Below are 23,754 nucleotides of genomic sequence, written 5' to 3' on the forward strand. Positions count from 1 at the left end.
AAAAGTTCTCCCTTTTGCTATTTTATAATATGGAAGGAAGAGAGTTAGTTTGTTCCATGGAGATCATTGTGGAAGTTAGTAGACCTGTACAATTTTAATGAAAAGGATAGACGGCTAGAGAAATTAAGGGGCATTTAAACTCGTTTTCACAATCATTATGTAGCCGTCCCCTAATAAGGAAACGGGCTATATCATAAGATAAAAATTAAAAACGAAATAAATTGCTTTTAATAGTACAGTATATTAAAACTCATCCTAATAGAAATTATCATACTTATGTGATTCCGCATAAGTTACTTTGACTCAGCATACTCTAAGGAGTGTTGTTCTTTTAGAATATCTGTGAATTCCCAAAAACCATAAGTGTTATTGCAGTCGTATTGCTTGACTATCTCGATTATTCTTATTTTAAGTTCCTGATATAGGTCGACTTGCTCTTGAAGTGAAGTTTGTTTCAAAGATGCTCTGATTTTAGGTTCGAATAAATTAAGAACAGTTTCCAATGAGTCGATATCATTATGCTCTTGAACTCTTTTTGCTAAGTCAATGAGTCGAGTCATGAAATGTCCCTCCTTAATTCATTTATTATATCTGATAAATTTTTTGAATGTTTTTCCAATCGCTCCATTCTAACTTCATAACGTATCAATAGTATTAAAGCTACTACTATCGGAAATCCGACCTTTTCCATTAATTGAATTATATCAAAAAGAGCAGAGATTTCATTCATACTTTCCCTCCTCAGTTAATAGTTGTTTTTTCAAGTTATTTAAAGCTTTATTTCTTGTTTTAGAAATGGATTGCTGGGAGACACCTTCTTTAGCAGCGATTTCCGTATCTGTCAAATTGAAAAGATACGATGCTTCTAAAATATATTTCTGTCTGGGTGTGAGGGAACGAATAGCATGATAGAGAGTGAAATTTTCAATATAGCCTTCCAGATGTGGATCGTTTTCCAATACTTGCTCATCAACAGATATCGCATTATCATCGGCAATAAGCTCCACTCTCGATGTGATGTTTGTAGCATCTTCATGAATTGGCTGGTCCAAAATAAGCAATTGCCGTTTTCTGTACAAATTAAATTTCTGGTCGTATCGAATGGCAATTCTTCTCAAATCATTAGACAATTGACTAATTAACCTTATCTCGGAAAAATGGTCTTGGAATGCCTTATCCAAGGCTTTCTTTGTCTCAGATGTTGAATTGCGGATGGACTGATCCAGAAGAAAACAATTTTTCTTCGTAAGCAAAAATGATCGCATTAGATTGTTTCGGAAAATCAACTCATTTTCATCGACAAATTTCCTTGCCATCGGGTATTCACATTCTTCCTCATTAGGACATGTATTTCTTTTCATCCTAATATCCCTCCCTTCTATCTAATAAAGGCAAAATTAATAAAGATGATACAACCTAAAAGAACATCAGTTTCCTACATTATACTTAATATTCCCAATAATTTCTATTTATTATAAACTTGTCGAATATGCAATAATTCGGGATATTAATTGACCTTAATATAGTGGATAGGGAAAATATAACTGTGCTATACATCCCAGATAACGAAGGATAATACAAAAAGGAGATGAAAAAGAAGTAGAATCATCGTATATAATCGGCAACTAAGGAGATGTAACTATGCTTATGGTACCTGAAAATTTTACAATATATAGCCATGCAGGAAAGTTCTGTACTTCACCGAAAGCATACTGACATTAATATGTTTGCGGTGTAATTATGGTGACCTATCTTCAGGTATCAGTATTCTAAAACTTTTATCCAAACAGTGACAATCCAACTGCCCATTCATACCTAATTATTGTAAACCACTTAAATAATAAGTTGACAATTTGTGCCACTTCCATATATTCTAATTATTAATAATTTAAAAATATTGGAGGTTGTACTTATGAAATTACAAGATATGATGTATATCGCCTTATTTGCAGCTATTGTCGGTGTTCTAGGATTTTTCCCGCCTATTCCACTTCCGTTTAGTCCCGTACCAATAACAGCTCAAACACTTGGTGTTATGATAACGGGTGGTGTTCTTGGCGCGCGGCGAGGTACGCTTAGTCTATTGCTGTTTATCGCGCTTGTTGCAATTGGTGCACCATTGCTCAGTGGAGGACGAGGAGGATTTAGTGCATTAATTGGCCCGGGTGGGGGCTATATTATGAGTTGGCCATTAGCTGCAGGTATCATTGGATATCTTGTAGAAAGAAACTGGCATACACTGAAATTACCGAAAGTTCTTTTATTTAATTTCCTTGGTGGCATCGTACTTGTTTACGCTTGTGGTGTTACATACTTGTCTTTCATAGGTAACCTCCCTTGGATTCCTACAGCAATTTCCGCCTTTGCTTTCTTGCCAGGTGATGTAATAAAGATGTTTGTCGCTGGTTATATAACGATAAAAATAAACAAAGTATACCCATTGATTAAAATTCAGAAATCTAAAAGTAGTAAACAGCTAAAGCAGGTGATTTAAATGGGAATTGGGAGAGATTTGAAAGGAATAGCCCAAAAAAATCCAGAAAAAGCTGCAATTTTATTTGAAGCTCAAGTTATCACCTATGCTGATTTTTATCGTACCATATGCCAGATACAGCTAAACTTGCTTTCCCTTAGTCGGAAAAACAATCCACAAAAGGTAGCGATATTAATTGGCAATGAGCCAGCTTTTCTTGAATTATATTTTGCTGTTTTAACACTAGGATGGATTGCTATTCCCTTTGATCCGAAATGGCGTAAAAGGGACATCGTGAAGATCATGAAAACTGCTGATCCCGATCTGATCATTATAAGCGAGCACTTTCCTGAAAGCATCTCCAATATGTTTGATAAATCATACGGGATAGAAACATTGAAAGAGCCATCTGACAATATGATTGTCAGAGATTGGAACCATAATGACAATGCAGCATTCTATCTCGGATTTACTTCCGGATCAACTGGCACACCAAAGGGTTTTATTAGAAATCACAAATCTTGGTTAACGAGCTTTTCTGTTGCAGAACAAATATTTCAATACAATCAGGAGGATATAATTCTTGCGCCAGGCCCATTGTGTCATTCCCTATCATTGTTTGCTGCTACTCATGCGCTTCATATTGGCGCAACCTTACAACTAACAGAAACTTTTAAACCAATGGTATTAAATGACAGGAAGGCAACAGTTGTTTATGCGGTCCCAACAATGATTCATGGGTTTATTGAACAAACCGTGAATCCAGTTCAGGAAAAGATCGTCTTCTTATTATCTGGGGCGAAGTTGCAACCTGAATTAAGAAGGAGACTGCAGCATGTTTTTCCTAAAAGTGTTGTCTATGAATATTTTGGTGCTTCTGAATTAAGTTTTATTTCTTATGCCTCCAATGATGTGACAGATTGGTATCCCGACAGTGTTGGCAAACCATTTCCTGGAGTTAAGGTAACGATACGGGATCAGGAAATGAAGCGAGTTACAAACGGCGAAATAGGTGAAGTCTTTATTGAAAGTGACTTTTTATTTACTAGCTATCTTCATAACAGCGAAGAAACAGAGAAAGTATTAACGGATTATGGTGCAACCGTTGGTGATTTAGGTTTTATCAATGATGCAGGAATCCTTACCATTGTAGGAAGAAAAAAACATATGATTATTAGTGGCGGGCTAAATGTTTATCCAGAAGAAGTAGAGAAAGTGATGGAGGAAATTGCGGCCGTTCAAGAAGCTGTCGTTATCGGTATAGACGATGATTATTGGGGGCAAAAAGTAATCGCACTAGTTAAATGGAAAAAACAAGCAGAATTAGAAAAATTACAGGCGCATTGTCATGCACATTTACCTAACTATAAATGCCCAAAGGAATTTTATGAAGTGGACGATTTTCCATATACGTCCACAGGAAAAATTGCACGAAACGATGTCGCATTACAGATTGCGAGGTATACATCATGAACACACCTGTAATTGTACAAGCAAAACGGACTGCAGTTGGTAAAATAGGCGGGATGTTTAAAAACATTCCCCCTGAAAATTTAGGAGCTGCCGTAATTAGGGAAATAATCGTGGAAAGTAGCATTAATCCTCATTCTATTGATGAAGTGATTCTCGGGAATGCTGTTGGGCCTGGCGGGAACATTGCACGGCTTACAGCATTAACTGCTGGTATTCCGGTCGATGTTCCTGCAGTTACCGTTGACCGCCAATGCGGATCCGGATTAGAAGCAATCAATATAGCATGCCGAAATATTCAATCTGGAGCAGGAGATATCTATATTGCAGGTGGTATTGAAAGTAGCAGCCTTGCTCCATGGAAGCTGGAAAAGCCCACCTCTCTCTACGGGGCGCCAACTTTATTTACACGTGCACGCTTTTCACCCGAATCCATTGGGGATCCTGATATGGGAATAGCTGCTGAAAATGTTGCAGAAGCTTATCAAATTTCACGCGAGGAACAAGACTTATTCGCATACAACAGCCATCAGAAAGCAATCACAGCAAGAGACGCGGGTCGGTTTTTAGATGAAATCGTTGATCTGCAGGGAAAAAACGACGATGAATGTCCGCGACCACAATTAACAATGAGTACACTCACTAAGCTTCGCCCTGTTTTTAAAGAAAATGGAACAGTAACAGCTGGCAATGCTTGTCCTGTGAATGACGGGGCTGCAGCTGTTCTAATAATGTCCGAGCAAAAATGTCTGGAGTTTGGTCTTCAGCCTCTTTTAAAATTTGTTGATGCAACGAGTGCAGGCGTAGACCCTAACCTGCTCGGAATCGGTCCAGTTCCTGCTGTGAGAAAGCTATTAAAGAGAGCACAATTAACTATCACAGATGTTGATTTAGTAGAATTAAATGAAGCATTTGCTTCCCAAGTGTTGGCTTCCCAGCAGCAACTCGGCATTTCCGATGACAAATTAAATGTCGGTGGAGGCGCCCTTGCCTTTGGGCACCCTTATGGTGCATCAGGGGCAATCCTTGTCACACGTCTTTTAACTGAAATACAACGTCTTCAAGGTAAGTATGCCATCGCCACACTAGGTATTGGTGGAGGTTTAGGACTTGCTACGTTATTCGAAAGGTATAAAAGTTCATGATTAAAGCTGGATTTATTACAGATACAGTTGCAATCAATGTTACAAGAGAACACGTACGTAAATATGCGGAAGCTATCGGAGAAGAAAATCCAATTTTTCATAGCCTGGAAGCAGCAAGAAATGCCGGCTATGCCAATCTAGTTTTACCAGCAACATACCCTACTTTGTTTTGGCAAAAAATAGAAATCCCGTGGCTCAAGAATCAATCTCCATTGATTCAAACTGAGCAAGTATTCGAGTACTTGGAAGCCTTGGTGGCAAATCAAACATATATGTGCCAAATTACCGTTTTGAATGTGCGGCAAAAGGAAAGGAAGCTTTTTTCAAAAAATGAATTACGCATAAACCGAGATGGTAGAACTGTTGCCACAAGTAATACAACACTTATGCTTGTATTGGAGTGATCGTAATGGATAAGAATTTGGAAGGATTTTTCCCGAAGACTTTCGTGATTCTAATAACAAACAAAATGGTAGAAAACTATGCAAATGTTTCGCATGATTGGAATCCAATTCACCTGTCCATCGAGGCCGCAAAGCAAGCTGGTTATCCCCAAAAGGTGGTACACGGCATGTTGTCAATGGCTATCAGTTCCAGACTAGTATCGCCTTTACTTGGACAATCCTGGATGATCCAATTCCATCAAATAAAATTAATAGCACCCCTATATGTAGATGATTTATTAATTATCACAGGGTCTTTAGTGGATCATTATGAACTGAAAATTCATGGGGAAAACCAACATAGACAAGTCGTCATTAAAGGGAGACTTAGCTTGCGTCAGAGAGTATGAAAGGTGGTAACTTTAATGATATAATTAATGAACAATTTTAATGAAAATGCGAGGAGTAATTCAATGGCGAAGAAAAAATACTATGTTGTCTGGGTTGGCAAAAAGCCAGGTATCTATTCGAACTGGGCAGACTGTCAAGCACAGACAAATCACTTTGATCAAGCAAAATTCAAATCCTTTGAAAGTCGGGACCTTGCAGAAAAAGCCTATCGTGAAGGCTGGCAATATCATTGGGGTAAAGGAAATACGCAAAAAGCTGCGAAAGGTCAATCAAATAGAAAAACTAGTTCAGGTAGGCCAAGCAGTTTCGTCTCCAATGAAATCGATTATAACAGTATTTCCGTTGACGTTGGAACCCGAGGGAATCCTGGTCCAGTGGAATATAAAGGTGTAGATACACGAACGGGTGAAGTCATCTTTTCGAACGGGCCAATCAGTAAAGGCACGAATAATTTAGGTGAATTTCTGGCGATTGTGCATGCATTGGCATACTTGAATAAGTTAGGCAGTAATAAAACAGTTTACACAGATTCCCGGAATGCCATGAAATGGGTAAAGGAAAAGGCGGTGTCGACAACACTGAAAAGGGATGCGTCCACCGCTGAAATATGGGAATTAATTGACCGCGCCCTTCACTGGCTTCACAATCATACATATGATAATAAAGTACTTAAATGGGACACTAAAAACTGGGGTGAAATAAAAGCAGATTATGGGCGGAAGTAAATAGATAGGCACCATCGACGATTGCAAGTTCAGGCCCTCTTCTCGATTTCAATGACTAATTTTTTTTAAACTCCATAGACTAAAACGAAACTACATTCCGTATCCTTTACTTTTGTAGCCATAAATCAATTGATACATTGAGGTGCTATTTATATGAGAAGACCACTGTCAATCCTTTTCCTGCCGATTTTCTTTTATGTATTACTTTTTACAAACATGCAGATATTCGCAAAAGATCGCTGGGACTATGAAAAAACAGGTCAGGTCACATGGGACATAGATACGAAGGAAAAAATGGTTGCTATTACCTTTGATGATGGCCCACATCCATTATACACTTCGGATATATTAGATGTATTGGCAAATTACAATGCAAAAGCTACTTTTTTTGTGTTGGGTGCACATGCTAAGAAATACTCTGGGCTTATTTATCGTCAGTTCAGAGAAGGTCATGAAATAGCAAATCATACTTATAATCATAAATATCACCTCACTACTTCAAAAGAATTAAAGAAGGAAATAGATGATACAGCAGAAATTATTTATGAAATTACTGGAACGAAACCTGCCCTTTTCCGTCCAGTTGGTGGTACTTATAATGATGTAACAATAAATACAGCAGTAGATAGCGGAAATCATGTTGTCCTCTGGTCATGGCATCAGGATCCTGAGGATTGGAAAAACCCTAGTGTCAATCGAATAACGAATCACATCCTTAAAAATATAAGCCCAGGCGATATCATTCTGCTCCATGATGCAGGTGGCGATCGTAGCCGAACCGTTGAATCACTTAAAAGGATTTTACCTCAATTAACAAAAGAAGGATATAAATTTGTAACTGTTTCAGAAATGATGTACCGAACCGAAATAAAAGACTCTAGTTTCTTTAATCTTTTTCTAAATTAGGCTGATAAAGCTGATATCTTTGCTACTAAAACAAGACGATGTCTAAAACACCTGAATTAACGAGGCCACTGAAAATCTTATGCTTTTTCAGTGGCCTCGATTTAATAATTGATCTTTTAATATTTTGACATTTTCTTATCATCCAGTGATTCATTCCACCGCCATATTTGTTCGTGGAAGAATAGGCGTTGTATAAGGCAAACTTAAATGATTAACCAAAAGTCATCTTCTTTACTTTTTATTTAAAATAAAGATCGCACCACCATATCCTAAAATACACCAAATAATTAAGTTTATATAATTGCCGGTGCTTGCCGTAAACGTAGAAGCAGCTAAAGAAGAACGAATCACTTCAGCCATGGAATAGATTGGAAGTATATCATGAAGTATTTGCAGCCATTCTGGGAGTCTTTCCATTGGGAAGTTTACTGGTGAAAACATAAGTGCACCAAATACAACAACTTGGGAAATTGCTAGTGAAGCTGTTGGTGATAAAAGGTAAGAAAAACCATACCCAACACCAATAGAAGTTAATCCAACCAAGAGAAAGGCAGGAACGACAGTCCATGAAACGTCATAACCTGGTTGAAAAATAAGATGCGCAACAATTGAAGATACAATAATGCCTGGAATGGCTAGAAATAACCATAGCGTTGTATCTGCACCAAGAATTACAGATCGTTTCACAGGCCATGTTCTCATAAATTCCATATAACCATCCGCTTTCGAAGTACCAATCTGTTGTGGTAAAATTACTAGACCAATGATAATTAGAATAATTGTAGGAGCACCGGTTGCCAAATAAAGAAAGCTCGCATTACTAGGATCCGGAATCATATAGGTAAACCCTATTACTATTCCAATTGAAATAAGGATTAAAATAAGTGACATAAAGATAAAGAATCCGATATTTCGAATCAATTGTATTTGAAAAACATACTTGTATTGGCTAAACGTATTATTCATGCCTGCATCTCCTCTCCAGAAGTTAATTTAATATAAATATCCTCGATTGTTGCAGGGGACAAATTATAGTCTATTAAAAAGCCACTGTCTACTTGGCTCTTAGCCCAATCAATCGCCGTTGATACTTCATCTGAATCAATTGTATAAATCAATCGTGTACCTTTTTCAAAGGAGGAAATTACCCATTTTGGCGCTACCATTTTATACTTTTCGCCTGTGAGACTTATCTCCATTCGTATTTGGTGACTAATAGGCTGTTTTACGTCTCCAGGTGTACCTTGTGTAAGAATCCTTCCTTTATGCATAATGGCCACTCGATCAACTACCTTCTCCGCCTCCAGTACATTATGCGTAACCAAAATAACGGAAGTCCCATCATCTGTCAATTCACGGATTACTTGCCATAAATATCTTCTGCGGACAGGGTCTACATCATTCGTTGGTTCATCCAAAATGACGAGTTTTCCAGGTACAATGACAGCCATGCAAAAAGCGGTTAAACGACGGGCACCTCCCGATAAACTTTGACCTTCTTTTTTAAGCCATTCTCCCATATTTAACGATTCGAAGAGTTTTTCCGCTCGCTTAGGATCATACTTTTTACCTGCACGCATTTTACCCATTAATGTCACTGCATCCATTGGGGTGAGAGATCCCAAAGAAATTTGCGATTGTGGCTGCATAGAGCAAATGGATCTTGATCTCGTGGGTGACTTCAAAACAGATTCACCCAATAAATGTATGTCACCTTCATCTGGAGTATACAAGCCTAAAATTTGATTGACTAACGTCGTTTTCCCAGCTCCATTTTGACCTAATAAACCAAAAATCTCCCCCTCCTTAATTTGAAAGGTTAAATTATCATTAGCAATAAACCCCGCCTTGCCTGGTCTTTTAAAAACCTTCGTTACACCTTTTACTTCAAGCACCATCTAGTTCTCCTCCCTTTCCTATTCTTCGTGTAAGGAATGAATGTTAACTACACTTTCAATAAAATGAATAACTTCCTTCGTCATCGGATAAAATACGATGCCATCTTGCATGTTCCTCAAAGCATCAGCTAAGTCGCCTAATAATTCTTCATCATTTCCAAGCATGCTTTCAGCTTGCTTCATCCAGTTTTCCACTAAAATCCGAGCATTGTCTGATTTAGGATTAAGATCAAGATTATTCTTAATGTCATCAATGGAAGATATCCATTTCTTAATTTCCGCTTCACTTAGTTGCTCATTTAATTGGAACAAGGACTTTATTTGTTCTTCATTTAGATAAGATTCATATGATTCCATTGCTGTTTCTGGGTTTTGAAATAAATGAATAATGTCAAAAATCATCTGCCAGTCGATATGTCCCTCAATCTCAATGGAATAAGATACTCCCACAAGCGCCTGTTCCAATATCTTCAGACGCATTTGCTCCTGACGTACCATTTCCAGTTGTTGTTTCAGAGAATCCTGCCAAGTCTGTTTTGATTCTTCTAAAACCAATTTAATTTTCTCTAATGAGAAGCCCATATATTTTAGTGCTAATATCCGCTGCAGCTGCATTACATCTTCATCCGTGTATAAGCGATGGCCACCATCTGTTTTCGATATGGCTTTAAGTAAGCCAATTTCATCATAATAATCTAATGTCCTTACCGTTACACTTGTCTTTTTGGATAACTGACCGATTGTATACATATTTCCTTTCCCCTTTCTCCTAAATTAACTTCAGTATAAATCAACACGTTACGTGCTGTTCAAGCAGAAATAGTAAAAAAATGAAAATATTTTATAATGAGACTTTTAATCCAGAAACTTGTAAGTGAAATGTGGATAAAATGTAAGTTCTTTTATTAACGCCCTAGATACCCTTATCTTAAGCTAACTGCCACTACTGCCTTCACAAGTTCGAGACTTCAACCCTAAATTCAGCAAAAAGAGCTTATGACTAAGTATACTTAGCCATAAGCTCGAAATGCAGGTTGATGCTGTGGATTTTTAAAAAACATCATACAGTAAATGTATGATGGTGTATCAAAGGAATCAGCTCACATTATCCCTAATAAAAAATTTTAATTAAATTTTCCAGCTAATAATTCTATTGCTTTTTTGCGGGCTTCTAACCCCGGTATTAGTAGTACTAACAATAATTCATCAGCCTTAAACTGAGTAATCAATTCATATAATTGTGCTGTGACATTTTCAATATCGCCAACTACCATTCGAGTCCGATTAGCTTGAATGATTGTCTTTTCCTCTTTCGTATATGGATAATAACGAGCTGTTTCAACCGATGGAAATTCACTCAATTGACCAAAATTATCAGTGCCAAGTAACCAAAGATCTAAGGACTTCGCATATTCTTCCGCTTGCTCATTCGTTTCAGCAACAACAACAAATGGTGCAATAGATACTTTCGGTTCTGGCATAAAAAGGGAAGGTCTAAATTCATCACGATAAGTCTTCGCTGCTTGGATTCCGATATTCAATTTATCAATACCAGCAAGCGGGAATAAGCCAAAAGTATAGCCTATTCCTAACTTAGCCGCCATTTTGGCATTTTTGACACTAGTTGATAATAACCACATCTGTGGAACGGTTGTAATAACTGGATTAGCAGCAATGCCATGGAAGCGATGATTTTCGTCCACTTGGTCGCTTAAATATTTGGTTAAGTCAACAATACTCTGTTCGTAATTGAGCTTACTCTTTTTATTCTCATTCAGTGTTCGATTCACAATCGGCGTTCCAATTGTATTCCCCAACCCCAAATCAATTCGATTAGGATGAAAAGCTTCGAGAACACGAAAATTCTCAGCTACTTTATAAGGACTGTAATGAGGGAGCATCACGCCACCCGAACCGATACGAATACGCTTCGTTGCATCTGCTAAACGCATGATAATCAATTCAGGGGAACTACTGGCAAAAGCAGGCACATTATGGTGTTCTGCCATCCAGAATCGTTCATATCCAAGTGATTCTGCTAATTGGGCTAGAGATATCGTGTTCTGCAAAGCTACTTGGGCATTACTTCCTTCATCAATTTGAGCGTAATCTAGAATCCCTAATTTAACCAATTTTATTTTATCCTTCTTTCTAAGTCTCGTGGTGCTGCTTATACTTCAACTGTCGGAATACTTAACATAAAATTGACTAACTCTTCCTTAGTCAATTTTCCAAAATAATTAATTAAATCCAGCATCTCTAAGGATTTTAATAAGTCAGCTTTTCTTAATCGCTCCCCTACTAGAGCCTCTTCAACTTCTTTAACATCTTTCGTTCCAAAAAAGTCCCCTGTAATTTGGATAGCGGCAATTTTAGCATGTTCGATACTTAAACCGATACTAATCGTTCCAATTGAAAAACGTTCCGTTAAGCGATATTCAAACTGCTTAAAACGACCATAGTTCCAGTCCCAATTATTGTATTTCTCAGCGGCAATTTTATCGACCCCTGCCCAATCTTTTGAGGTTAATTCATAGCGCTTCGCTTGACTAATATCATCAATTTCGAGTAATTGACAAATCATATAATCAGTAAATTCCCAGACCGTCATTTCTTGATGTTCAGTTGCTAAATAGGGACGGATTGATCCTACGCGGCTACGAACTGATTGAATGCCGTGTGATTCAATTTTCTTTTGGTTAGGGTTTAATACGGACACCATTGCTTCATAATTAGGATCTAATAGTAACGAATACCCAGCGTAAATGCGTCCATTCTGTAACGTCATAGCTGCACCTGAAATTTTCTTGCCATCTAAAACTAAATCATTTCGGCCTTTTTGTTCTAAATTAACCACACCTAATTTCTGTAGTGCCTTGATGGCCGGTTCATACAAACGTGTATAATTACCATAAATGTCGTTATTACCGTTAAATAAGAAACAAAAGCTCATATTACGGTCATCGAGATAAATCGCACCCCCGCCTGTTTCGCGGCGAATGATTTTAATATCATGCTCATCCATATATGGTTGATTGATTTCCTCGTATGCATTCTGGAATTTTCCAATTTGAACAGCTGGCTGCATCATATATGGGAACAACACATCATCATCTAAGAAAATATGATCTTTCACATATTCTTGTAAAGCCATTGCCACTCCTGGATCATAAATCCATTCTCCATCACGTTTCGATTCAATTAAATACATCAGCTACCTCCATTAATCATTCAGTGCTATTGTATGTAATACTTCGGCAATATCCTCATCAATTCGCATCGTCTGTGGACGAATCGCATGTGGAATGAAGTAATCCTTCTGATTCATTGTCACAAACAACGCCTTAGGATTTGCTTCCGTCATTTGTTGGAAAGGATGTTTAATAAATTGTGGCGTTGTATGCCCAACTCCAATTTCTAGAAAGAGTACCTTCTTATCTTGATTCTCTTTTAGGAATTTTTCATAGCGTTCTTTCTGCTCATGAAAATGACCATCCTCTACCATTCCTTTTTCTTCATTACGCTTGTTAATTTCCATTACAGCCCCACATTTTGGACAATGAGGAACTAATTCTGCAGGAATCTTCATATCTGATTGTTCCTGGGCCATTTGACGAATTAAGCTTTCGTCGTGGTAAGTCTGTTGATGACAGTGATTAGAACATTGCCATAACCCGTATTCTCCTTGAATACGAAAGACCTTTTCCATATCGAACGCTGCTGCATAAAACGCATTATCGGCATTCGTTGTGATAATATGATAGTTTTTATCCTTCATTATTCGTCGCAAATTGACATATGCTTCTCCGACTGGTTGATCAAAAAAATTCAACAAACTAAAGCGACTTTGAAAGGCCCAATATTCTTGTTCATCCTCAAAATCAAATAGACTTGCTTGTAGCATATCAAAGAAACGATACTTCGCAATAAAATCAGGAAATGCATCAGTAAATCGTTTTCCTACATAGGTAAATCCAGTTGCGGCAGACATCCCTGCACCAATCCCAATGACAATCGCTTCAGCTTCTTCTATTAGTTGATGTAAAAAATCAGCTTGTGGCAGTGATGAATCCATCGTTAGTGTCTGCCAATGTGTTTTAAGTTGTTGCATAGCAATCTCCTATTCTTTCATCCCTAATAATGTCTGATAGATCTGTAAATCTTCATCTTTAAACACATTAAAGATAACATTAAGTGTTGATTGGTTTTTGCTTAAGTACTCTTTCACAGTTTGAATCGCAATTTCAGCCGCACGTTGATTAGGGAAATTGAATTCACCTGTTGAAATGCAGCAAAAAGCAATCGTCCCTTGTTGGTACTCATCAGCCAAGGCTAAACAAGAACGATAAGACGAAGCTAATAATTGCTCCCTTAAGGGTGTGACGCCACGTTGGTCGATAAATGGACCGACTGTATGGATGATATAGTCTGACGGTAAATTATATGCCTTCGTTATTTTTGCTTTACCAATCGGCTCTTTACGTCCTTGTGCTTTTATCACAGCATTACAATCTAACCGCAACTCTACACCTGCACATGTATGAATAATATTGTCAATACAATCATGATTCGCTTGCGTACAACCTAGAAAATCACTATTGGCTGCATTAACAATCACGTCTACTGCTAGACTCGTAATGTCGCCTTGCCATAAATAAAGTTGCGGCTGAAGAGCTGCCAAATCATTCAATGAGGTTAACGGCCGTTCGTTATTCCACTGCGTTAAAAAGGCATCTTGGACCCGGATAAATTGTTCTGTCACCGGTTCAGGGCGTCGGATATTACACAGCCCTCGAAATATGACTAATTTTTCTTCTACAGTACCCGTTTTGTACTGCATCACTTTTCCCTTAGCATTTGGATTCTCGTTCAGTAAATAATCGATCAGATAATCTAATTGCGCTTCTTGATCCATAACCTACCCCTATTAAGAAATATACTTATTAGAAAACTAAGGTTTAACCGAGCTTTTGGATGACCGCCTTAGTTTTCACTTATGTAATAAGAAAGTTTTTATACTTTCTTATCTACCAAAAATAGTCTAGTAAAGCATTTACTAATTAAGCTTCTTCTAATTGGTTAAACGCTTCTTCATCAACATCTGTTAATTTAACTACCCAGTTTTCTTCTGCTTTGGCTGAATTTAATAAGCTTGGTTCTTTTATTAATGCTTCATTTCGCTCAACAATTTTACCAGCCAACGGAGAAGCCAATTCAAAAACAGTTTTCGAAGCTTCCAAATTTAATATTGCACCATCTACCTCAAGGATATCAGCATCTATGTATTCTACGAAACCAACTGTACCAATATCATCTTGTAATTCCGGCGTCATACTTAAAGTATAAACGTCATCATTTTTCTCAATAAATAAAAAGCTACCACGTTTTTTCATAGTAATCCCTCTTTCTTAATTAATTTGAATTTTACTATATTTACAGTATATCATTTGTGATGAATAATCTAATATATTGTTTCTATTTATCAAAATCTGTATCAAATTGACATAGCTCCCAATGGGTGCTAGGGTTTAAGTTAACGTTAACAATTACATATCATTGAAGGAATTGGAGAGCATGCAAATGAAGACAACAGAACAATATAGACCTTTATTTGAATCAATAACTCTACCAAATGGTATTGAATTAGATAATCGTTTTGTCCTGTCACCAATGATTACTAACTCTTCAACCATTGAAGGTTATGTTACTCAGGAAGACTTGGCTTATGCTGAGCGACGTGCTAGTTCAGCACCTCTACAAATTACGGGTGCTGCTTATATTGAAGAATATGGTCAATTGTTTGAATATGGCTTTAGTATCGATGATGACCGCAGTATCGAAGGACTTAAAGAGCTCGCTCAAGCGATGAAGAAAGACGGTGCTAAGGCAATTATTCAATTAACTCATGCTGGCCGTTTTTCTAAAATATCGCTTAAAGACTTCGGTGTCGTTTATGGTCCAAGTGAAATGAACTTAAAAAGTCCCATTAAACATACAGTCTTACCCATGACCAAACGTAAAATCGGGCATGTCATTACCCAATATGCCGATTCAACACGGCGAGCAATTAAAGCCGGGTTTGATGGGGTTGAAATTTCAGGTGCACAGCGCTTATTAATTCAAACATTCCTATCCACCTTTTCTAATCAGCGTGAGGATGAATATGGTGTCGGAAGCCTTGAAAATCGCTCACGTTTTGGTATCGAAGTGTTGAAGGCTGTCCAGAAAGTCATCGATGAAGAAGCATCTGCTAACTTTATTCTCGGTTTTAGGGGGACGCCAGAAGAAACACGTGGCAATGAAATCGGCTACAGTGTGGAAGACTTTCTTTATTTCATGGATCAAGTGATGGAAGTAGCTAATATCCAATACTTAGCTACTGCAAGTTGGGGTAAGAATATTTATAAACAAACCATTCGGCAAGGGAAATTTAAAGACAAATTTATGAATCAAGTTGTGTATGACCATATTGCAGGCCGTATTCCAGTTATGGCAACTGGCGGCATCAACTCACCGGAAAAAGCACTGGAAGCTTTCCAATTCGCTGATATGGTTGGTGCATCAACGCCTTTTGTTACGGAACCTGATTTCGTTACTAAATTGAAAGATGGGCGGGAAGATGATATAAATTTAGGTTTCTCTCAAGAAGAACTAGCCGATCTAGCAATTCCCGAAAGAGCCTTTAAAGATATTGTTGAATTAATGGATATCGGCGGTTCACTTTCAAATGATGCACGGCTGGAATTACGTAAATTGCGTAATTAATTAATACTGGTTATAAGACAAAAAACGCCAATTCTATTTCTCTCGTTTGGGAGTGATGGTTTAGCTTTTTTGTGTTAATACTTAGCTGTAATACTGCCCCTTTAATGATTGCCTAAGAAGATATTTATAACTTCTTGGGTAATCTAGGATAAATACGAATAACACAAGGGTACTATTTTCTAGTAATGTCACATTTGTCAATTCACTGGCTTCTGCTTCCGCCTTACCATCCATAAAATAAAGCCAAGGAGTCATTCCATTCACTTAAGGCAACTCTACGGCTCGCCCACTTTTACCATTCACATCAAATACCGCAATTTGTTGACGAAGGACCAGTGGTGCATTTAACTCTTTTGGAACGCTAATCAAAGTCCAATCACCATTTTGCTCAATCATCCGTTCTGCAAATTGAACCTCCGGATTTAAATTTGCTCTATATGGACAGCTAAAGATAGATGCTGATTCTTGATGGAAGAAACTTTTTTCTGCACCCATCAGCATATTTTTAGTTGGAGAAATTAATTCACTTTTACCATCCGAATCCTCATGTAGCATGTTACCATGGTACATATAGCTTAGAATTTCGTCATTGAAATGTTCATACATCCCTACGACTACTCCCTTTTATAAATGAGCATGGTCAATTCTTGCGAGGAATATATACATCCTAAATTATGCACTAATTCCCCAAGATTTCTTAGAGTGTAACAAAAAAACGTGCATACTGGATACTAAATAAATATGATTCAGCAACTCCAATAAATGATAAATAAAATGAAGCTCTATTAAAAAATAAATTATTATTTAGGAACATTTTTTTAACTATAGTATAGTAACACTTATTAAAACACAAAAAAACCACCAACATTATGTATTGGTGGAGACGGTGGGAATCGAACCCACGTCCAGAGGCAACGCCACTCAGGCTTCTACACGTGTAGTTGGTATATTCGTAATTCGCTTTTCACTCTGCCTACCAACAGGCGTTGTGAAAGCTAGTCTGGTTGGTTTCAACGAACATCCTCAGACGGCGGATATTCGTATAGCCCGCTTAAAGTTGAGACCCTTCAATCTGCCACACGGGCGATAGCAGGAAGGATCCTTTAGTGCTACTTACGCAGCTGCTAAAGAGTAATTGTTTTCTTTGCCAGTTATATTTAGGCGAGTAACGTTTTACGAGCCGTAACCTCGACGCGCAACCTGAGCTCGAACTACCCCTGTCGAATCCGTAACGTCCCCAAATTAGGAGAAACGCTCGGGTAAATACGAGCATTAATAATTTGTCTATTAGCGACTAATTCTATTATAGCATAAATCACGTTTTTTTCAAGGGTTGGAAGGATTTACTAGAAAACTTGGCAAATGCCAATGCCTAATCCCTTGGGTGAATAGCCTTAATTGTCATTACGTAATAAGTTTTTATACTTTCTTATCTTCCAAGTAATTACTTGTTATATTCCTTCAATGCCCGATCGACGTCACGCTTCATTTGTTTTTGCTTTAAGTCATCACGCTTGTCGTATTTCTTCTTCCCTTTACCAAGTCCAATCAAAACTTTGGCATAGCCATTTTTAATATAAATTTTGAGTGGGACAAGTGCATATCCTTGTTGCTGGGTTAGGCCGATTAATTTATCAATTTGCTTCCGATGTAAGAGCAGTTTACGCGTACGTGTTGGATCATGGTTATACCGATTTCCTTGTTCATATTCTGCAATATGCAGATTAATCAGTTGAACCTCACCCCGACGATCGATTCTAGCATGGGCATCCTTAATGTTTGCACGCCCATTACGAAGGGATTTAATTTCTGTTCCTTGTAGTACAATTCCTGCTTCATACGTATCTTCAATAAAATAATCATGTGATGCCTTTTTATTTTGTGCGAGTGTTTTTCCTTGACCCTTTGGCATAAAATTCCTCCTACTGCTTACATGGAATTCTATTTTACCAAAGTTTAGAGAGAATTCCAAGGAACAACCATTCACTTAGTTATGCTAGCAACAATAAGCTTATTGCCATTACCGCCATTCCAGTCATTACTCCGTAAATAGAAAGATGTGCCTCATCATACTTCTTAGCTGCTGGTAATAGTTCATCCAGTGAGATAAATACCATTATTCCTGCTACCATAGCGAAAATGACACCGAACATCACATCACTTAGAAACGGCATAAGAAAAAGAAAAGCAACGAGTGCACCAACTGGTTCAGCTAATCCAGATAAGAAGGATAAACGAAATGCCTTTTTCTTATCACCCGTAGCATAATAAATCGGCACCGATACCGCGATTCCTTCTGGGATATTGTGAATGGCAACAGCAACAGCTATTGCAAAACCAATGGATGGATCCTGCAATGTGGAAACAAATGTTGCAATCCCTTCTGGAAAATTATGAATGCCTAGCGCTAGTGCTGTAAAAATACCCATTTTCATTAACTCAGGATTTTTAACCGATGTGTTCCCTTTTTCCATATCCTCCACTTTCTTTATTTCATGTGGATTTGTGTATTTCGGTATAAGCTTATCAATTAAACCGATGACAAGCATTCCAGCAAAAAAACTAACGACCGTTAACCAATACCCTTCCGTTTCACCAAGTGCTCCTGTTAATGAATCCTTTGCTTTGAAAAATATCTCAACCATCGATACATAAATCATTACCCCAGCAGATAACCCTAATGCAAAAGATAAAAATTTAGTATTGGTTGTTTTTGCAAAAAATGCAAGCATACTTCCGACACCCGTTGCTAGACCTGCAAACAGCGTAAATAAAAACGCTAATAAAATATCACTCATAAAATATATACCCTCCCTTTATAACTTAATTGTATAATTCTTGCAGATCTTCTTATTAAGTAGTGTAAGCGACAATTAATTAGATGTCAACAATAAGTTTTACCATGTGCAACTTTATATTTTCAAAATATATTATGCAAGTAGTTTATTTATGCTACATATTTTAAGTAAAAATAAAAAGCGAGCCATATTCTGGCTCACCTTCTTTGTCTTTTCTTTTTCGTTGACTTTTTCTTATATGATGGTTCATTTGATTTTCTTTCATTACGGTCATTACGTGGCTTACGGGTTTTCGACTTTCCGCCACTGGCATTAGCTAATTCAAAGTCAACGGTATATTCATCTGTGTTGACTGCGACGACTTTAACCTTAACTTCTTCCCCAATTCGATAAACATTTGCTGTTCGTTCACCAATCAATGCATGGCTGCGTTCATCATAATGGTAGTAATCATCAGTCAAATAACTGACATGAATAAGACCTTCTACCGTATTTTCCAGTTCAACGAACATACCGAAATTGGTGATTGAGCTTATTAAACCAGTATACTCTTCGCCGATTTTTTCTTTCATAAACTCGGCTTTCTTCAAGCTATCTGTATCTCTCTCTGCATCGACAGCCCGACGCTCCATCTCTGATGAATGCTTGGCAATCTCTGGTAATCTGTCCTTCCAGTGGCTAAGGTTTTTCTTATCCAGCTGCTTATTTACAAGGTAGCTGCGAATTAAACGATGGACAGTCAAATCGGGATACCTTCTAATCGGTGATGTGAAATGCGTATAAAATTCAGTTGCAAGTCCAAAGTGCCCTATACCTTGTGGATCATACTTTGCCTGCTTCATCGAACGAAGCATGAGCTTCGAAACAATCATTTCTTCCGGTTTACCTTGGATGTCCTCGATTATCTTTTGTAAACCTTTTGGATGTATATCATTTGCTGTTCCTTTAACTTTAATTCCTAACCCACTTAAGAATTCAAAGAAGTTTTGCAGCTTTCCTTCATCTGGGTCTTCATGAATCCGGTGAATGAAGGGCACGTCCATCCAATGGAAATGTTCTGCAACTGTTTCATTTGCTGCTAGCATAAATTCTTCGATAAGACGTTCTGCGACAGAGCGTTCTCGTAAGACAACATCCACTGCTTTCCCTTTATCATCGACAAGGACCTGTGCCTCTTTAAAATCGAAGTCAATAGCACCGCGAGTCATCCGCTTTTTACGCAAAATCGCAGCAAGTTCTTCCATTTCTTCAAACATAGGAACAAGTGGCTCATATCGATCTCTTAGAGACACATCTTTATCTACTAATATTTTATTTACCTCGGTGTATGTCATTCTTTCCGTTGTTTTAATGACACTTTGGAAAATCTCATGGTTCACCACTTCACCAGTTGCTGTTATTTCCATTTCACAGCCAAGGGTTAACCTGTCTACCTGTGGATTTAATGAACAAATCCCATTTGATAAACGATGTGGAATCATCGGAATTACCCGGTCAACTAAATATACACTTGTTCCACGGTCAAGTGCCTCGTTATCCATTGGTGACCCTTCATCGATGTAATAACTAACGTCAGCAATGTACACACCAAGCTTATAATTTCCATTTTCCAATCGTTTGACCGTAACAGCATCATCTAAATCCTTTGCATCTGCACCGTCGATAGTAACAATTACTTCGTCACGCAAGTCACGTCTACCTTCAAGCTCCTCTGCGCTAATCGTTTCTGGTGTATTCGCGGCTTGCTCTAACACCTCATCGGGAAAATCAATGGTAATCCCATGTTTATAAATAATCGATAAAATATCGATTCCCGGATCATTTTTATGGCCAAGAATATGAATAATCTCGCCCTCTGCACTCATTCTTCCTTCTGGATATTTCGTAATATGTGCAATTACTTTATGACCACTTACCGCACCATTCGTACTGCCTTTCGGGATAAATATGTCATTGGGAATACGCTTATCATCGGCAATCACAAACCCAAATGCACGATTATCTTCATAAGTACCCACAACTTGCAGCACCGCACGCTCTAGAATACGGATAACTTGTCCCTCAGGACGATTACCATCCTCTTCCGTTTTCTCTAAACGTACTAACACTCTATCATTATTCATTGCTGAGCCTAAATCAGAATGATGGATGTATACATCTCGCCCGTTCTCATCATCTGGAATTAAGAATGCAAACCCCTTCGCATGCATCTGAATTTTCCCACGGACTAGATTCATTTTTTCTGGCAGCCCAAAGCGATTTTTTCGGGTTCGAACCAATTCTCCAGCTTCTTCTAATTCATTTAGTGTTATTACTAATTCTTTAAATTCAACTGAATCGGTAACTTCCAATTCTTGTTCAATTTCTTCTACTGATAATGGCTTTGTGCCAGTTTCTTTAAATAATGTTAAGATTCTTTCTTTCATCTGCTCACCTTCTTTCCCATATTATATACCTTTTATAGTAAAACTATAATCATACTTTCCAATCTAATGTTTCTAGGAATTGATAAATATCCTCATGCAGCTGTTCTTTTTCCTTATCGAGTGTAATTACATGACCGGATTCTTCATACCATTTGATCTTCTTCACATCTGCTTCTACATGATCATAAATGTAATCTGCACTGTCTGTATTTATCATCTCATCGTTTCTTGCTTGAACAACCATTGTAGGCGTGTAAATTGTATCTACATTATCTCTTACATCTGTAATCGTTTGTCCCATTAATGAAAATAGTTCTTTACCTTCTTCATATAATTCATTTACTTCTGTTTCAATTTGTTCCTCATTCAAGCCCTCTAATTGCTTATATTGCTTTGTAAAGCTTTTGAAACCTCTTGCCAAGCTTGCCTCATCTAAATAAAACATCGGCGCACACATTGGGATTACAGCTTTGATTTGTGTCGTATAGGCAAGTTTTAATGCATAAACCCCACCAAGTGAAAGTCCAGCAACAGCTATTTCCTCGTAGCCTAAATCACGCAAATGCTGCAAGCTTGCTTGCACATCCTCCCAGTATTGGTCTGGATTCGTTTTAATCAATTCCTCTGGAGGTAATCCGTGCCCACGGTAAATCGGACCGTGACTGGAATATCCTTTCTTTTCCAGAAATCTTCCAAGCATCCGGACATCAGCAGTATGCCCTGTAAATCCATGTAATAGTAATACTGCACGTGGTCCTGCTTCAAAAGTAAATGGTTGTGGTTGTTTTATCTTCATCTGAATTCTCCATTTCTAACAGTAAGTATTTGTTAACAGGTATTTTGTATCTGTATTTTCATTTTAACTATGTAAAAACCCTTATCACTTAATAGTGACAAGGGTAGTTTTATTATAATACATATCCACTTGTAAATGCTAATAAGAAAAATAGTACTGAAGTAATAATGGTTCCACGTTGTAACACTAAATCCATTCCGCGAGCTTTTTGTTTACCAAATAATTGTTCTGCACCACCAGAAATTGCACCAGATAGACCAGCACTCTTACCAGATTGTAATATGACAAACGTGATTAGTACAAGTGCATCAATTACTAATAAAATATTTACTAAATTAGTCATTTAAATATGATACCTCCTATTACGGACAACTTTCTATTAAATACTTTAGCATAGTTTTCAATAAGAAGGCAAGCCATTTATTAACTAATCTTGGACGTATATCACAATCCAATTTAAGATAAGAAGAAAGAAATGACTTCATAAACAAGGGGGAAATCGAATGAAATCTTCATTTTGGTTAGAAATGGAGGATGGAACGGAAATTCACATTAGAAAATGGGGATCTGAAATAGAGCATCCAAAGGCAATTATTCAGCTATCCCATGGTATGGCAGAACATATTAATCGCTACGAAGATTTTGCCAGATTTTTAGTAGAAAAAGAAATCATTGTTTATGGTAACGATCATCGAGGGCATGGTAAGACAGGAGAGAAACAGGGATTACTAGGATACTTTTCTGATAATGATGGTTTTTTTAAAGCTGTCCGTGATCTTCAAGCTATTTCTATGAAAATAAAGCAAGTTTACCCAGATGTTCCGATTTTCCTTTTCGGTCATAGTATGGGGTCTTTCCTAGTACGGAATTATATCCAAACATATAGCAGGCATATTGACGCCGTTATTCTATCTGGAACTGGTTATTTTCCCGCAATTACCACAACAGTCGGAAAATCAATCGCATCCATAATGCCTCCTAGAGAACCGTCACGTTTTATGAATAATCTTGCATTCGGTCATTATAATAAGAAAATAAAACCTAAGAAAACAGACTTTGACTGGCTATCAAACGATGGGGAAGTAGTGCAACAATATATACAGGACCCCTTTTCTGGCTATATTCCGACTGCAAGGTTTTTCTATGACTTAATGACTGGTTTAAATCATATGCAGAATAAGAGAAGAAACAGATACATTCGTAAGGACTTACCATTGCTAATTATTAGTGGAGATGCAGACCCTGTTGGTAACTATGGAAAAGGAGTTTGGCGAACAGCACATCTCTATAAGAAAGCAGGATTAAGGAACATTACTACTATGCAACTCCCTTCTGCCCGTCATGAAATATTAAATGAAGTAAATAAAGCTGAAATTTATTTACTATTGTATCAGTGGATCGAAAAGAATCTTTCTAAAATGTAGACGGAAGTAACAAAAGCTTGCACTCTTCTACAATTAGTAAAGAGATAATAGCCGTGACCGTTTAAACTGGAATAGTTTATTCACAATATAACTTGATTGTTAGCGTTTTCACATGATAATATGAAATTGATGTG

At 37.5% G+C, this 23,754-nt stretch carries 26 protein-coding genes and 1 other RNA gene; 9 read left to right on the top strand and 18 right to left on the bottom strand.

Annotated elements, in window-relative coordinates; genetic code table 11:
- Positions 1 to 293 precede the first annotated feature (293 nt).
- Genes CUC15_RS13745 through CUC15_RS13755 form a run of 3 tightly spaced genes read right to left on the bottom strand, consistent with a single transcriptional unit; the run spans position 294 to position 1,361 of the window.
- Positions 294 to 560, bottom strand: coding sequence for a helix-turn-helix domain-containing protein (locus CUC15_RS13745; RefSeq protein WP_114917205.1), 267 nt, complete (start codon positions 558 to 560; stop codon positions 294 to 296).
- A complete protein-coding gene (locus CUC15_RS13750; protein WP_114917206.1) occupies positions 557 to 730 on the bottom strand; it encodes a YvrJ family protein in 174 nt (57 codons plus the stop codon). The genes CUC15_RS13745 and CUC15_RS13750 overlap by 4 nt, the downstream gene beginning before the upstream one ends.
- Positions 723 to 1,361 carry a sigma-70 family RNA polymerase sigma factor gene (locus CUC15_RS13755; RefSeq protein WP_114917207.1) on the bottom strand — a complete coding sequence of 213 codons (639 nt, stop codon included), beginning with the start codon at positions 1,359 to 1,361 and terminating at the stop codon, positions 723 to 725. Before CUC15_RS13755 ends, CUC15_RS13750 begins: the two co-directional genes overlap by 8 nt.
- 551 nt (positions 1,362 to 1,912) lie before the next feature.
- Here CUC15_RS13755 and CUC15_RS13760 point away from each other — a divergent pair.
- The 7 genes from CUC15_RS13760 (at position 1,913) to CUC15_RS13790 (ending at position 7,513) form a co-directional block, all read left to right on the top strand.
- Complete coding sequence (locus tag CUC15_RS13760; RefSeq protein WP_114917208.1) at positions 1,913 to 2,494, top strand: biotin transporter BioY; 582 nt, start codon at positions 1,913 to 1,915, stop codon at positions 2,492 to 2,494.
- Entirely contained in the window at positions 2,495 to 3,946 is a 1,452-nt protein-coding gene (locus CUC15_RS13765) for an AMP-binding protein (RefSeq protein ID WP_114917209.1), read from the top strand. It abuts the gene before it with no gap.
- The gene (locus tag CUC15_RS13770) at positions 3,943 to 5,088 is read left to right on the top strand and encodes a thiolase family protein (protein ID WP_114917210.1); all 1,146 of its coding nucleotides are present in this window, start codon (positions 3,943 to 3,945) and stop codon (positions 5,086 to 5,088) included. Before CUC15_RS13765 ends, CUC15_RS13770 begins: the two co-directional genes overlap by 4 nt.
- Positions 5,085 to 5,492 (top strand): FAS1-like dehydratase domain-containing protein, encoded by a 408-nt coding sequence (locus CUC15_RS13775; RefSeq protein WP_114917211.1) that lies wholly within the window; start codon positions 5,085 to 5,087, stop codon positions 5,490 to 5,492. The genes CUC15_RS13770 and CUC15_RS13775 overlap by 4 nt, the downstream gene beginning before the upstream one ends.
- A 5-nt stretch (positions 5,493 to 5,497) precedes the next feature.
- Positions 5,498 to 5,881: a MaoC family dehydratase gene (locus CUC15_RS13780; protein WP_114917212.1), complete on the top strand. Its 384-nt coding sequence runs from the start codon at positions 5,498 to 5,500 to the stop codon at positions 5,879 to 5,881.
- Between the two features lie 63 nt (positions 5,882 to 5,944).
- A complete protein-coding gene (rnhA, locus tag CUC15_RS13785) occupies positions 5,945 to 6,607 on the top strand; it encodes a ribonuclease H (RefSeq protein ID WP_114917213.1) in 663 nt (220 codons plus the stop codon).
- Between the two features lie 153 nt (positions 6,608 to 6,760).
- Positions 6,761 to 7,513, top strand: a complete 753-nt coding sequence (locus CUC15_RS13790; protein WP_114917214.1) for a polysaccharide deacetylase family protein — start codon at positions 6,761 to 6,763, stop codon at positions 7,511 to 7,513.
- A gap of 231 nt (positions 7,514 to 7,744) precedes the next feature.
- Here the strand turns inward: CUC15_RS13790 and CUC15_RS13795 are convergent, their stop codons facing one another.
- The 8 genes from CUC15_RS13795 to CUC15_RS13830 all read right to left on the bottom strand — a co-directional run bounded on the left by CUC15_RS13795 (position 7,745) and on the right by CUC15_RS13830 (position 14,804).
- Positions 7,745 to 8,479 carry an ABC transporter permease gene (locus CUC15_RS13795; protein ID WP_114917215.1) on the bottom strand — a complete coding sequence of 245 codons (735 nt, stop codon included), beginning with the start codon at positions 8,477 to 8,479 and terminating at the stop codon, positions 7,745 to 7,747.
- Positions 8,476 to 9,411 carry an ABC transporter ATP-binding protein gene (locus tag CUC15_RS13800; protein WP_114917216.1) on the bottom strand — a complete coding sequence of 312 codons (936 nt, stop codon included), beginning with the start codon at positions 9,409 to 9,411 and terminating at the stop codon, positions 8,476 to 8,478. The genes CUC15_RS13795 and CUC15_RS13800 overlap by 4 nt, the downstream gene beginning before the upstream one ends.
- An 18-nt stretch (positions 9,412 to 9,429) precedes the next feature.
- Positions 9,430 to 10,161 carry a MerR family transcriptional regulator gene (locus CUC15_RS13805; protein ID WP_114917217.1) on the bottom strand — a complete coding sequence of 244 codons (732 nt, stop codon included), beginning with the start codon at positions 10,159 to 10,161 and terminating at the stop codon, positions 9,430 to 9,432.
- A 374-nt stretch (positions 10,162 to 10,535) separates the two neighbouring features.
- Positions 10,536 to 11,543, bottom strand: a complete 1,008-nt coding sequence (locus CUC15_RS13810; RefSeq protein WP_114917218.1) for an LLM class flavin-dependent oxidoreductase — start codon at positions 11,541 to 11,543, stop codon at positions 10,536 to 10,538.
- A 38-nt stretch (positions 11,544 to 11,581) separates the two neighbouring features.
- Complete coding sequence (gene lplA / locus CUC15_RS13815; protein WP_114917219.1) at positions 11,582 to 12,622, bottom strand: lipoate--protein ligase; 1,041 nt, start codon at positions 12,620 to 12,622, stop codon at positions 11,582 to 11,584.
- A gap of 12 nt (positions 12,623 to 12,634) precedes the next feature.
- A complete protein-coding gene (locus tag CUC15_RS13820) occupies positions 12,635 to 13,522 on the bottom strand; it encodes an SIR2 family NAD-dependent protein deacylase (protein WP_114917220.1) in 888 nt (295 codons plus the stop codon).
- A gap of 9 nt (positions 13,523 to 13,531) precedes the next feature.
- Positions 13,532 to 14,326, bottom strand: coding sequence for a protein-ADP-ribose hydrolase (locus CUC15_RS13825; RefSeq protein WP_114917221.1), 795 nt, complete (start codon positions 14,324 to 14,326; stop codon positions 13,532 to 13,534).
- A 145-nt stretch (positions 14,327 to 14,471) separates the two neighbouring features.
- Positions 14,472 to 14,804 carry a glycine cleavage system H family protein gene (locus tag CUC15_RS13830; protein WP_114917222.1) on the bottom strand — a complete coding sequence of 111 codons (333 nt, stop codon included), beginning with the start codon at positions 14,802 to 14,804 and terminating at the stop codon, positions 14,472 to 14,474.
- Positions 14,805 to 14,991: 187 nt separating this feature from the next.
- Here CUC15_RS13830 and CUC15_RS13835 point away from each other — a divergent pair, with 187 nt between their 5' ends.
- Positions 14,992 to 16,176, top strand: coding sequence for an NADH-dependent flavin oxidoreductase (locus tag CUC15_RS13835; protein WP_205317607.1), 1,185 nt, complete (start codon positions 14,992 to 14,994; stop codon positions 16,174 to 16,176).
- A 264-nt stretch (positions 16,177 to 16,440) separates the two neighbouring features.
- Here CUC15_RS13835 and CUC15_RS13845 read toward each other — a convergent pair whose 3' ends face one another.
- From CUC15_RS13845 to secG, 7 genes are all read right to left on the bottom strand, one after another.
- Positions 16,441 to 16,782 carry a pirin family protein gene (locus CUC15_RS13845; RefSeq protein WP_114917225.1) on the bottom strand — a complete coding sequence of 114 codons (342 nt, stop codon included), beginning with the start codon at positions 16,780 to 16,782 and terminating at the stop codon, positions 16,441 to 16,443.
- A gap of 269 nt (positions 16,783 to 17,051) precedes the next feature.
- Positions 17,052 to 17,415, bottom strand: a transfer-messenger RNA (tmRNA) gene (gene ssrA / locus CUC15_RS13850).
- Between the two features lie 205 nt (positions 17,416 to 17,620).
- Entirely contained in the window at positions 17,621 to 18,088 is a 468-nt protein-coding gene (gene smpB, locus CUC15_RS13855) for an SsrA-binding protein SmpB (RefSeq protein WP_114917226.1), read from the bottom strand.
- A 79-nt stretch (positions 18,089 to 18,167) separates the two neighbouring features.
- Positions 18,168 to 18,974 (bottom strand): zinc transporter ZupT, encoded by an 807-nt coding sequence (gene zupT / locus CUC15_RS13860; RefSeq protein WP_114917227.1) that lies wholly within the window; start codon positions 18,972 to 18,974, stop codon positions 18,168 to 18,170.
- Between the two features lie 197 nt (positions 18,975 to 19,171).
- On the bottom strand, positions 19,172 to 21,400 hold the full coding sequence (gene rnr, locus CUC15_RS13865; protein ID WP_114917228.1) for a ribonuclease R: 2,229 nt from the start codon (positions 21,398 to 21,400) through the stop codon (positions 19,172 to 19,174).
- Positions 21,401 to 21,449: 49 nt separating this feature from the next.
- Positions 21,450 to 22,196, bottom strand: coding sequence for an alpha/beta hydrolase (locus CUC15_RS13870; RefSeq protein WP_114917229.1), 747 nt, complete (start codon positions 22,194 to 22,196; stop codon positions 21,450 to 21,452).
- A 112-nt stretch (positions 22,197 to 22,308) separates the two neighbouring features.
- Entirely contained in the window at positions 22,309 to 22,539 is a 231-nt protein-coding gene (gene secG / locus CUC15_RS13875) for a preprotein translocase subunit SecG (RefSeq protein WP_114917230.1), read from the bottom strand.
- A 160-nt stretch (positions 22,540 to 22,699) separates the two neighbouring features.
- Here secG and CUC15_RS13880 point away from each other — a divergent pair, with 160 nt between their 5' ends.
- Positions 22,700 to 23,620: an alpha/beta hydrolase gene (locus CUC15_RS13880; protein WP_114917231.1), complete on the top strand. Its 921-nt coding sequence runs from the start codon at positions 22,700 to 22,702 to the stop codon at positions 23,618 to 23,620.
- The last annotated feature ends 134 nt before the right edge of the window (positions 23,621 to 23,754 follow it).

It is taken from the genome of Oceanobacillus zhaokaii (genome assembly GCF_003352005.1).
Taxonomy (GTDB): domain Bacteria; phylum Bacillota; class Bacilli; order Bacillales; family Amphibacillaceae; genus Oceanobacillus; species Oceanobacillus zhaokaii.